This is a genomic window from Reichenbachiella agariperforans (assembly GCF_900142205.1).
In the GTDB taxonomy this organism is placed as follows: Bacteria; Bacteroidota; Bacteroidia; order Cytophagales; family Cyclobacteriaceae; genus Reichenbachiella; species Reichenbachiella agariperforans.
In genome coordinates this window covers 357738-370717 of record NZ_FRAA01000001.1, presented here as the reverse complement: position 1 = coordinate 370717, position 12980 = coordinate 357738, and the positions used below count along the sequence as shown (strand labels likewise).

At 42.9% G+C, this 12980-nt stretch carries 7 protein-coding genes; 2 read left to right on the top strand and 5 right to left on the bottom strand.

Features of this window, described 5'->3' with window-relative positions:
• Positions 1-10: 10 nt before the first annotated feature.
• Both BUB99_RS01340 and BUB99_RS01335 read right to left on the bottom strand, forming a co-directional pair.
• On the bottom strand, positions 11-811 hold the full coding sequence (locus tag BUB99_RS01340; RefSeq protein WP_139280846.1) for a haloacid dehalogenase type II: 801 nt from the start codon (positions 809-811) through the stop codon (positions 11-13).
• A gap of 53 nt (positions 812-864) precedes the next feature.
• Positions 865-1467, bottom strand: coding sequence for a TetR/AcrR family transcriptional regulator (locus BUB99_RS01335; RefSeq protein ID WP_073118741.1), 603 nt, complete (start codon positions 1465-1467; stop codon positions 865-867).
• Between the two features lie 159 nt (positions 1468-1626).
• Between BUB99_RS01335 and BUB99_RS01330 the strand changes: the two genes are divergently transcribed.
• Entirely contained in the window at positions 1627-2181 is a 555-nt protein-coding gene (locus tag BUB99_RS01330) for a DUF2911 domain-containing protein (RefSeq protein ID WP_073118739.1), read from the top strand.
• 125 nt (positions 2182-2306) lie between these two features.
• Here BUB99_RS01330 and BUB99_RS01325 read toward each other — a convergent pair whose 3' ends face one another.
• The 3 genes from BUB99_RS01325 to BUB99_RS01315 all read right to left on the bottom strand — a co-directional run bounded on the left by BUB99_RS01325 (position 2307) and on the right by BUB99_RS01315 (position 5373).
• A complete protein-coding gene (locus BUB99_RS01325) occupies positions 2307-2933 on the bottom strand; it encodes a YceI family protein (protein ID WP_073118737.1) in 627 nt (208 codons plus the stop codon).
• 82 nt (positions 2934-3015) lie between these two features.
• Positions 3016-3693, bottom strand: coding sequence for a hypothetical protein (locus BUB99_RS01320; RefSeq protein WP_073118735.1), 678 nt, complete (start codon positions 3691-3693; stop codon positions 3016-3018).
• Between the two features lie 111 nt (positions 3694-3804).
• A complete protein-coding gene (locus tag BUB99_RS01315; RefSeq protein WP_073118733.1) occupies positions 3805-5373 on the bottom strand; it encodes a protein adenylyltransferase SelO in 1569 nt (522 codons plus the stop codon).
• Between the two features lie 683 nt (positions 5374-6056).
• Here BUB99_RS01315 and BUB99_RS20175 point away from each other — a divergent pair.
• Positions 6057-12740, top strand: a complete 6684-nt coding sequence (locus BUB99_RS20175; RefSeq protein ID WP_139280845.1) for an OmpA family protein — start codon at positions 6057-6059, stop codon at positions 12738-12740.
• Positions 12741-12980: the final 240 nt, after the last annotated feature.

Genomic DNA, 12980 nt, shown 5'->3' with positions numbered 1-12980 from the left:
GTTTGTATTACTATTTTAAAGCGACTAATTGTTGTGCTACTAAGGTTAGATTTGATACTGCGATTTCGGGTTTGGGAGCCAATGGATACAACTGTGCTCCGGGTCTACCGATGAATGCACCTCTCCAGTTGGCCCAGAGTGCACCAGCTATATCCCAGCCGTGCGCGGCGATTAACATACATTCTTCGGGTTTTACTCCCATTTTTCGAGCAGCCCAATCATAAGCGTCCGCATGTGGCTTGAATTTCCCTATGTCCTCGACACTCAATCGCTCTTCAAAGAACTCCGTAAGTCCAGCATTTTGAAACTGAGTGGAGACTCCTTTGTTGGACGAGTTGGTAAAGGAGACCAGTTTGTAGCCTGCATCTTTCAATTGTTTCAAGGCCGCTTTCACTTCCGTATGGGCTGGTAGAGACCGGATAGGAGTCAGGATGGCTTCTTTTGCTTCACTTTCAGATATGCTGATGTCGTGGTTAGCTGCTACCATTTGCAATGCAGCTGCACCAATCAAACCAAAGTCATTGTATTGTCTACCTACCGTAGAGACTAAAGAATACTGCAACATCGTCGTAAACCAAAGCGGCAGTAAGTCACTTCTGTCTCCGAGTGCTTTGCCGACACTTTTTTTCATGGCTGTAAGATCAAGCAATGTTTCGTTGACATCAAAAAATAGTACTTTAGGTCTGGTTTCTGAAGCAAATCGGGTCTTGTTTTTAGGGCTGTTGGAGGCTAAACCTACCTGTGGAATGACCGCACTAGCCAAGCCGAAAAGGGCGGTTTTCTTGGCAAATTCTCTTCTGTTTCTATTCATTATTCTTGTTGTTTTATAAAACATTCTGTTATGAATGTTTTTAGGTAAAAAAATTAGCTTTCTAGATGTTTGAAATAGATGGAGAGGCCAGTAATGTACTCCTCCAGTATGGTGTCATTGTTATATAGTTTTCGAATGCCTCGTATGCCTTCAAATGCACTGATCAAATACACTGCTACGGCTTGACTCGAGACATTTTTATTGATTTCATTTTCTTTTTTGCCTCTTTCGATCAAATCAACAAGTGCTGCTTTCCATTGTTCTATGATGTTTTTGAGGGCAGACTGATAGGCAGACTCATGATCTCCTATTTCATTGATGAGGTTGTTCATGGGGCACCCATGTTGTTTGTCATAGAAAGGAAATGACTTTATACGGTTCATAAAGGTGGATTCTAGTATTTTGAGTGCATGGCCTGTTTCATACAATGGACGTATCATTCCTTCATAGACTCGTTTCTGTATTTTTAATCCGATGACTTCCAGTCCTAACTCCTTTTTGTTTTTGTAATGATGGTAAAAGGCTCCTTTGGATAGCTTGCTAGCTTTCATGATTTGATCAATGCTAGTTGTTTTGACCCCATTCTCATAAAACAGTTTGAATGCACTGTCGATGATGAGTTGCTTGGTGAGTTCTGATTTGATCTGCTGTTGCATAGACTCTTTACACGAAATACCACTTAGAATGTTTTATGTTAATTTGTGTTATGTTTATGTGTTCTTGGAAAGCTTGTGACTAATACAACTTCCTTGAATTAATTCCCGTTACAATTCAGACTGCATAAGCAGTAATCTTTATCACAAATAACAATCACAATGAAAAACTTATTATTTTCTTTAGTACTTCTAAGCGCAACTGTATCAGTCGCGTCAGCACAATCTTTCAGATCAATAGACAAGAGTCCGATGGACGTGGCATATCTGCCAGATAACTTTGCTCATGATCGCTCGGGAGATGACAAAGCGGTTGCCAAGGTTTACTACAGTAGACCACAAAAGAAAGGTCGTGAGGTCTTTGGTAATGTAGTAGCATACGACAAAGTATGGAGAACAGGTGCCAATGAAGCAGCCGAACTCAAGGCCTACCAAGACATCACAATAGGAGGTGAAAAACTAGCAGCCGGGACTTACTCTCTGTTTACCATCCCTGGAGCTAAAGAGTGGACGATCATTGTCAGTACGGATTTGGATTACTGGGGCACTGCTGGCTATCAAGAGAAATATGAGGTCTTGAGAGTTAAAGTTCCATCGAGTAAACTGTCAAAAGAAGTCGAGGCTTTCTCGATTCAGTTCGAAGATTTAGATGGTAAGTCCGCAGTAATGAGACTCGCTTGGGACAAGACAGTCGTAGCTGTTCCTGTCAAATATTAAGCAGACATTAGATGTCAAGAATCAATCCCTAACCTGCATAGGTTAGGGATTTTTTTGTTTTATACTCCCAAACAAAAAAACCGATCCAAAGGATCGGTTTTCATATTGTTTATTATGTGGTTGGATTATGGCTTAGCCACGATATCCAACTTGATGGTGATGTCGTCTGATAGGATCATATCCTCCATGTAGTGAACCCAGCTCACCTCATAGTCCTGACGGTCAAATACCAACTCAGCTGATGCAGTCAACCCTTCTGGTGTTACTACTAGTGATTTGATTGTCGCTTTTTCTTCTTTGGTGATCCCTCTTACAGTCAAATCACCGACTAGCTCGCTGCCTTCTTGGCTTTTGATCACGAATGTAGAAGTAGGATTTTCTTCAACCTTGAAGAAATCTTCAGTAGATAAATGAGCCACCAAATCAGATGCAGGATGCTCCTCAGAGTAAGATGCAGAGTCTAATGGCTGGATAGTCGTCATGTCGATTACAACCGTACCACCAGAGATGCTGTCTCCTGCTGTAGTGATGGTGCCTTCTGCGATTTCGATTACACCGTTGTGACCATATACGCCGGCGACTTCTCCTGACCAGGCCACTGTAGAAGCTGCTTTGTCTACTGTATAAGAAGCTGCTACAGCTGTGGATGCTTCTTCCGTAGTAGTGGTTTCAGTACTTGATTTTTTGTCTCCGCATGATGTCATGATGACAGTCGCTACGATGGCGAGTACTAGACTAATTTTTGAATTCATAGTAGTTGTGTTTTTAGTTTGGTATAAAACTACGAAGAAATACTGAGTTCAATAGATGTTGCAACATCTATTTTGAGCAAGTTTAGTTTAAACCTCCAAAAAAATATTCGAGAGATGTCTGCGAGGCTTCATTACAAAACAATACTGGGGACTCTAGTTTTTTGATGGTGGATTTCAGGTTGGTGAAATTGGACTGAGGGATATGCAACGGAATCTTATACAGGCGTGTGTCTTTTTTGTCAAAAGGGCAAGCAACCGAGGATTGGTATAGATAAGGTATCAGCGTCTTGTTGCAGTCTAGGGCTATGCGCTCCACTTCGAAAGTCTCTAGCAAATCTGTTAGTGTCGCATTGATGTTTTCGAAAAAATCTAGGGTGGAAGCCAATCGAACTCTAGAACCAGCTCTGGATTTTCCCTTCTTATTTAGGTATTTGATCTGACTGAAACCTTGCTTCTTGCGAGTCATGTAAGACGAGAAAGTTGTATGAAATACTTGATGCGTTCCTTGCATAATGCATATCGCAGCATTACCAGATTCAATGGTCAGATACAGTACGGTAGTTTCTTCGTCTGCGATGGTAAGTGACGAATCTATTGACAGATGCAGTGGTATACGAATGTATCCTACGGTGTGATTGGCTTCACTGATTTGTACCAGATGTTTTTTGTAATCATAGCTAGCGTCTGGATATTCGTCGCACACTTCTTCGAGTAGCTCATCTATAGAGATATGTGACAACTTTACCTTGCTTTGTATCATTGGATTGACCGTTATTATTCGTCGATGCAATAATATGATACGATCAGCATACTAACAGATAAGATGTAAAATACTTGCTTTCAGAGGCTCATTACCCATCACATCGACCATTCATGAACTACAAGAAAGCATCGAACAACCGACCTTATGTCGTGCCCATTCGGGGCGTTTGGTGTACCACTTTTCATACTGGGGTTGTTCGTTGTAGGGTTGGCGTAGCATTTGGTAGAGTTCGTTTACCAGCGTATAGTCTCCCTGCTCTGCTGCATCGATAGCGAGCTGTGCCATGTAGTTGCGCAGGACGTATTTTGGATTGACTGCATTCATTTTTTTACGACGAGCATTTGACTCTTGGTTTTCGGCTAGGAGCAAATCACGATAACTAGCATGCCACGACTCCCATTGTGTGTGCAGTGGAGTCATCTCATGGGCTTTCATATAACTGGTTCGTTCTAGCATTTGCCAAAAGGTAGTCCAGTCACTCGAATCAATGGCTGATAATTCTCTGAAAAACAAAGTCATATCTTGCTCCGACTGACCAAGCAACTGTGTCAAGCGAGTGATTATTGTCTCTTCTACTTTCTCTGTTTGATCCAGCCCAATCTTAGCACACATCATCTGGTGATAGTCCGTCAGGTAAGCATCTTTGTATCCGTCTAAAATTTCCTGTAGCGGCTCTGCTTCGTCGATCAACGGATAGAGTGCATTGGCGAGCTGCATGAGATTCCATACGGCGATGTTGGGTTGATTGCCAAATCGGTAGCGGCTCTGCTGTGCATCAGTCGTATTGGGTGTCCAGCTAGGGTTATAGTCTTCCAGCCATCCGTATGGGCCATAGTCTATTGTGAGACCGAGGACCGATAGGTTGTCCGTGTTCATGACTCCATGTACGAAACCCACTCTCTGCCAATGCACGATCATGTCTTTGGTACGGGTCACTACTTCTTGGAAAAACGCCAAGTAGGTTTCTTTAGAAGGAGTACCCAGATGAGGAAAGTGTTGTTCTATGGTGTGATCGACCAACTGTCTTAGGACTTCTGTCTCGCCTCGTGAAGCAAATATCTGAAAGCTTCCAAAACGGATAAAAGAAGGTGCAGTACGGCAGACGACTGCTCCTTGCTCTTGTGCAGGGTTACCGTTGTAGAGCATGTCTCGCATGACGAGATCACCCGTTTTGACCAGAGACAAGGCACGTGTAGTCGGGACACCCAAATGATGCATCGCTTCACTACACAGATATTCTCTAATCGATGACCGGAGTACCGCAAAACCATCCGCAGTTCTAGAGTAAGGTGTTGGTCCTGAACCTTTCAGCTGTAGTTGCATGGGCTGATTATGGATTAGGATGTCGGCTATATTGATGGCTCGACCATCACCGAGTTGTCCTGCCCAGTGCCCAAACTGATGCCCGCCATAGCACATAGCATAGGGGATGAAATCCTGATAGGGCTTTGCACCGCTCACCACTCGAAGAAACTCCTCTTGATCGGCTATATTCAATCCCCACTCTTCTAATAATACCTGAGAATAGTGTATCATCTCAGGATGACTAGGCGCTTTGGTCTCTACACGTGAATAGCATGCCCCATGTACCTGTCGTGGATAGTTCGCTGCAATGGGATCGGCAGGAAGTGCTTCGATGAAACGAGGGTTGATGGGCTGCTGTAGTAGATCACTCATAAGGGATGTCAATAGTTTCCTGTACGAAGTTAGGAGGATTTGTCTATCCTCCATAAGACTACTTGCTTATTCCTAAAGACATTTCAACTACAATATGACTTGTTTACAATATTGTTCTCGGCAATATTCTGATGTTGGGTTTGGATAGCATCTGTGGCTCGTCGGGTGTGGTGATAGAGTGTTACATAGACCTCTAGTCGAGCTGATAGAGTCGATTCCCGTGTGATCGTTAGTGTTCGAGAAGGAAACGTAAGGTTTGTTTTGTGCTTTTCGTTCATTGTATTTTATATAAAACGTTGTTTGTTACGCATATGATTTTATATCAAATTTTGAACGGTAATCTACAGTGTAGTACCATGCTGAAATATTTAATTTCGAAGGCTTAAAATGGATTCTGATTAAGGGTACTATAGTAGGTGTGTTTTATCGAGAGGTATATGGCTTGTACATTAATTATTAGTGCGGAAGGGGTGTTTTTGGGGTGTTTTGAAACAGTTTATTTACTGTCACTAAGTAAACCTCTTAGATAGAATATAGGGGGATATACCAATATTATTAGGCATGGCTCTGGAGTATATTTGCTGACATATTGTTTAAATATTTATACAAAATACTGGATGTAGTCAATATTTTGTTACTACACCGGATGTCTCACTTTCTAATTATTGATCAGCAGCAGCATCATGAGAACTAAGAACCATTTACTACTTATTGTTTTTTTGCTTTTTGGTATATCCAGTCTATATGCACAGGAACAAGACCCTCCTCCAAAAAAGAAGGGGGTCGGGATTATTATTACACAATCGCCAAAAATCATTGTTTCTTTAGAGGCAGTTACTGATAACGTTTGTCATGGGGAGGCAAAGGGAGCTATCAACATTTCTGCAGAGGGAGGGTTCCCACCTTATCAGTATTTCTGGAGCAATGGGAGCACCACACAAGATGTGGCAGCACTCGAAGCAGGAGAGTATAAAGTAGCCGTTTATGACAACTTTAGCTGTAGTGATACGCTGACAGTCGTGGTAAAGCAACCGCAAAAAATGTTGCCGAGAATAGTCGAAGTAAAGGATATTCTGTGCTACGGCTACAATCAGGGAGAAATTGATATTGAGGTAGAAGGGGGAGTAGCGCCCTATACCTACAACTGGAGCAATGGCGCGAAGACACAAGATCTCAAGGGAGTTATTTCGGGTGAGTATTCAGTGTTGGTGACAGACGCTAACAACTGTCAAGAAATAGTCAGGGGCTTTATAGATGAAAAACCGCTCATCGTCAGGTCGATTGACGATGTGAAGAATATATTATGTAATGGAGATCAAACAGGAGAGGTAGATATATCTGTACAAGGGGGTAGTCCTCCTTATACTTATAGTTGGAGTAACGGAGCATCTACAGAAGATCTAAAGGATCTGAAAGCCGGAGAGTATGAAGTGCTTGTTAAAGATTCGCAGGGATGTACAGAAGTATCTACGACGAAAGTCCTAGAGCCAGAATTGTTGACTATTGGTTTTGACCGAATCAACAATGTAAGGTGCTATGGCGATAATGGGGGGTCTATCAATGTCAAAGTAGATGGAGGGGTATTCCCTTATGATTACAAATGGAATACGGGTGCCGAAACACAGGATATAGCTGGAGTGAAAGCAGGATCATACGCCGTAGAAGTAAGTGATAAAAATGGCTGTAAAGAGAGTGTGTCTGTAGAGATCACCCAGCCAGAAAACCTGCTAGTGACATTGGTGTCTTCTAGTGACGTATCTTACTACGGAGGTCTTGATGGTGCAATCGATATAGATGTGACAGGCGGTGTAGCGCCGTATAAGTACAAGTGGAATAACGGTAGTTTGACACAAGATGTAGAAGGACTGAACTCTGGTAACTACAATGTGAGGGTCTCTGATGCTACGGGTTGTAGCAAAATCATCAATGTAACGATAGGTCAACCATCCGCCCTAAATGCTAGAATCGATAAGGCAGTCGATATCAAGTGTAATGGAGATGAATCAGGGGAGGTATCCATCTATGTTTACGGTGGAGTGAAGCCATATTCATTTTTGTGGAACAACGGGAGTACTACAGAAGATATTAGTGGGCTGAAAGCAGGGAAATACTCAGTGGTCATTACGGATGCCAACAATCACAAGATTGAAATTGATACTGTGCTTAGACAACCTGAGTTGTTTGAAGCGTCTGTTGTTTCTGTAAAGAACATTCTTTGTAATGGAGAGAATAGAGGAGAGATTGATATTGAAGTGAAAGGTGGGGTAGAACCTTACAAATATCACTGGGGAAATGGTATGATTTCACAAGATATCATAGACGTGCAAGCAGGAGATTATTCTGTGACTATCATGGATGCCAATAGGTGTCAGTTGGAATTGTCTGCTTCTATTACTCAACCCGATGAATTGATTGTCAATATAGAAAATACAGTTGATATCCTATGCTACGATGATGCTTCAGGTTCTGTTGATATTACTGTCACTGGTGGAGCGACTCCATATCAATTCGAATGGAGCAATGGAGCTAAAACCCAAAATATAAGTGGCGTGAAGACAGGTGACTATCAGGTAACTGTCACAGATGCCAATGGATGCATTAAATCCGTGAAAACAAAACTGACTCAACCTGAGTTGCTTGTAGTTAGAGAAGGGGAAGTAAAGAATATTGATTGTTTTGGCAACAATACAGGTCAGATCAATTTAAACATATCAGGAGGGGAACTGCCCTATAAATACCTCTGGAACACGGGAGACTCTACTCAAAACATAGCGAACTTAAAAGCAGGAGATTATTCTGTGACTATCACAGATGCCAATGGCTGTCAGGTCAAATACGCCAAAGAGCTAACCTCACCAACCAAGTTAATATCGTCTCTATCTGGAACGGTAGATAACTTGTGTTTTGGGGAGAGCAATGGTGAAATTAATATTGATGTATCGGGTGGTGAAACACCTTACAAGTACCGCTGGAGTACAGGAGCTACATCACAAGATGTGACGGATTTGAAGGCGGGTGAATACAAGGTCGAAATCATAGATAGCAATGGTTGTACCGATGAACTGTCTGCTTATGTCGAAGAGAAGCCATTGTTGGAAGTTGGTATCGATGTGACTAACATACTGTGTTATGGTGAGTCCAGTGGTGCCATCGATCTTACTGTTCAAGGTGGAGTAGCACCATACAAATATATGTGGAGCAATGAAGCTGTGACACAGGATATCAAAGGTCTCAAAGCTGGCCAATACTCTGTAGTGGTTACAGATGCCAATGGCTGTTCTGATATCAAAGATGTGATGATTTCTCAGCCATCTAGATTTATTGCCATCTTAGAGTCTGAGGTCCATGTCAAATGTTTTGGACAGAGTACGGGTGCTATCAACGTTCGCGTTAGCGGAGGGGTTCAGCCTTACACCTATACTTGGAGCAATGGCGCTTCATCTCAAGATATCACCAATATTCCTGCGGGAACTTATAAGTTGACAGTGACAGATGCCAACGGATGTACAGAATTGATTAATTCAACCATTAGACAGCCGTCCGAAGTGATTTATACAGTCAATGAAGTCACTGATTTAAGTTGCCATGGCGATAACAGTGGTGCAATAGACATTTCTATTATTGGGGGAGTAGGGCCGTATGTGTACAGCTGGAATAATGGAGCGACTACTCAGGATCTTGTAGGGGTTTCTGCAGGTAATTATTCTGTTGAAATCTCAGAAGGAAACGGATGTAAAAATGTACTACAGGCGCAAATCAAAGAGCCTGAGGTATTGCTGATGAAATTGGATACAGTTGGACACGTACTTTGTAATGGCGACAATACGGGGTTGATCCAAGTATCTGTCAAAGGTGGTGTAGCTCCATACGATTATAGCTGGAGCAATGGAGAAACCACAGAGGATATTTCGGGTTTAGGTGCAGGCAAATACACACTGACCGTGACCGATGCGCATGGTTGTACCAAGACTGCATCTACAGAAGTGAAACAACCTAAGCCATTTTTAGCTAGTTTGTTGTCAGTAGAGCATATCAAATGTAATGGAGATGACGAGGGAGCCATTACACTCAATGTCAGAGGAGGAATTCAGCCTTATGTATTCGCATGGAGCAACGGAGCGATTACACAAAATCTTTCCAACCTATCTGCAGGGAAGTACTCTGTCAAAATAACGGATGCCAATGGATGTATTCAGGAGTTAGCGACTGAGATTACAGAACCGATGCTGTTGACTAGTGCATTGGTAGAGTCTACCAATGTGTCTTGTTTTGGAGGGTATGATGGTAATATAAACATCACTGTCAATGGTGGAGTTACACCTTATGCATACCAATGGAGCAATGGGGCGGTATCTCAAGACTTGACCAATGTGCCGCAAGGAACCTATTCAGTTCAAATCACGGATGCCAACGGGTGTACAGACTCACACATCTCTGTGACGATTACTGAACCAGAAAAACTGAATGCTCAAATTGTAAGTGTGACGAATGTGATGAATTATGGAATCAGCAGTGGTGCCATAGATATCAACGTGACAGGCGGTGTAGCACCTTATGTATACAGTTGGAGTAATGGAGCTAAGACTCAAGATATTTCAAAAATACAAGCGGGTAATTATTCCGTGAATATTGTTGATAATCAAGGGTGCCAAGCATCACTCAATATGAATGTGAAGCAGCCACCAGCATTGAAATTATCTATTTTGTCGGTGGTCAATATTGCCTGTAGTGGAGAAAGTACTGGAGCTATCAATGTCAACGTGACAGGGGGAGTGAGACCCTATAGATTCGAGTGGAATCATGGGGATAGTATCCAGAATTTGTCCAATGTACCGGCAGGGGACTATGCCTTGACTGTCATTGATGCCAACAATCACAGGGAGGTAGTGACTTCTAAAATATCTGAACCAGTGCCTATCAATATCATCGTAGATGATGTCAAGAATGTACTATGCTACGGAGCTGAGACAGGTTCGGTGGCACTCACGATCACTGGAGGGCAGGAGCCTTATACCTATAGCTGGAGCCATGGTGCAACTAGCCAAGATTTGAAGAATATCCCCGCTGGTAGCTATGATTTTGTGGTAACAGATCGGAATGGATGTGAGAAATCTAAAACCATAGAGATAGCTCAGCCTAATGAATTAGTGGCTAAAATAGTTGACGTAGAAAACGTCAAATGTCACGGAGATAATAAAGGGGCTGTCAGGATCGAGGTGTTAGGTGGTGTGGAGCCCTATAGATACAGCTGGAGCAATGGAGAGAAAACCCAGAACCTTACAGAAGTAATCGCAGGAGAGTACTCTGTCAAGATTTATGATGCCAACGGTTGTGTCGTTGGATTGAGTACGGTCATTTCCGAACCACCAGCTTTAGTTGCTAAAATCACAGAAGTGGTTGACAACAGTTGCTTCGGAGAGAAAAAAGGCTCTGTGTCACTAGATGTGTATGGTGGGTTTGGAAGCTATACCTATAGCTGGAGCAACGGAGATAGCATCCAGGATATATCAAATCTTTCCGCAGGTGTATATGACGTTATTATTCGTGATTCTTTAGGTTGTCAACAGACTTTAGAAGCGACGATCGCCGAACCAGAAGAAATGAAGGTGAGCATAGCTTCGATTGACAATGTCGCATGTTTTGGAGACCAAAAGGGTAACGTTAGCATAGACGTCCAAGGAGGATCAGCACCATTCAACTACAAATGGAGTAGTGGTGAGACCAGCCAAGATTTGAAAAAAGTGGTAGCAGGGCAATATTCACTAGCCGTCACGGATGCCAAAGGATGTGTCGGAGAGATTCAAGCGCAGGTGCTACAGCCCGCACAGCTGGTGTTGGCACTGGATACCATACAAAACAATCTTTGCAAAGACGATGAGAAGGGCTTGGTAGATATTACAGTCAGTGGAGGTGTTACGCCATACCAATACGCTTGGAGCAATGGTGCGCACACTGAAGACCTGGTCAATGTAATCGCCGACGAGTACAGTGTCAATGTCAAGGATGCCAATGGTTGTATCCAGAAGTTGACCGCAAAAGTTGAAGAACCTCAGCTACTAGTATTGCGCATAGACTCTGTATCTAATGTTAACTGTTATGGAGATGAAACGGGTTATGCCAGTGTAGCAGTAAAAGGAGGTGTAGAACCCTATACCTATCACTGGGACAATGGCGTGAATACACCGTATCTTCAAGATGCTTTGGCGGGAGATTATGATGTCACTGTGACGGATGCAAATGGTTGTTCATCGGTGATCAAAACAACTATAGAGCAACCTGTCAAGTTGATACATACGATTGATGCGATTACCGATATACAGTGTCACGGAGATAGTACAGGATCTATATATGTCACAGCACTGGAGGGTGTCGGGCCCTATGATTTTGAATGGAGCAATGGTGAGAAAACGGCAGACATTACAGGTTTGGTAGCGGGGCATTATGAACTGAAGATCACGCAAGCCAACGGTTGTGTCAATCACCTAGAAGCCACCATCGAACAGCCTACTCTGTTTGTGTCCAATTTGACGGATGTCAAAGATGTGAAGTGTTTTGATGATGAGACTGGAGAGGTGAAAATAGACGTAAGTGGAGGGGTAGAACCTTACGCTTATGCGTGGAGCAATGGAGCAGTTACAGAGGATATCTTGGGGGTCAAAGCGGACAACTACTCTGTGATGGTGACAGATGCCAATGGATGTTTGAACACCATCAATGCTTTCGTGAACCAACCTGATGAACTGAGAATGAAGATCGACTCGGTTCACAATGTCAAGTGTTGTGGGGATCAGAGTGGAGCCATCTTTATCTCAGTCTATGGTGGGGTAGAGCCTTATCAGTATGAGTGGAGCAATGGCGCAACGACGCAGGATATTCAAAACTTGATCTTGGGTAAATACACTGTCAATATCTCTGATAGCAATGGATGTGAAATCAGTCCATTGGATGATGATGCGCTGAACTTGTATGAGCAGATTGTTACCAATGGTAAATTTGTCACCAGGGGAATCCAGTTTGATATTGGAAAGACAACACTTAAGCCTGAGTCATTTATCGTAGTGAATAGAATTGCTACCTTGATGAAGGAACATCCAGATTTGGTATTCCGAATCGATGGACACACGGATAGTGACGGAACAGAGGAGTCCAATCAATCCTTGTCAGAGAGACGCTCTGAGGCGATCAAGGATGCCTTGATTAAGTTTGGTATCTCTGAAGCAAGGCTATATACCCAAGGATGGGGAGAGTCTAAACCTATCGCGACCAATGCTACATCAGCAGGTAAAGCGGAGAACCGACGTGTAGAGTTTATCTCATTGACAGGTACACTCAGTGGTCAGATGATCGAAGAAAGCGGCATTCAATAGTGCTCTTGATTTATAACAACAAAAAAGGTGAAGAGGTATTCTTTGCCTTTTTTGTTGTTAGGTTATTCTGTTTATACCATCATTATATCCTTTTCAGGACCATTGTTATGGGTGTCCATAACCTGCGCGGGTTTGAGCTAAAGCCTGCGCAGGTTTACACTCAGACCTGCGCAGATTTGACGGTAAACCCGCGCAGGTTTACATTCAAGTCCCCGCGGGTTTGTGGTCGTACATTTCCTG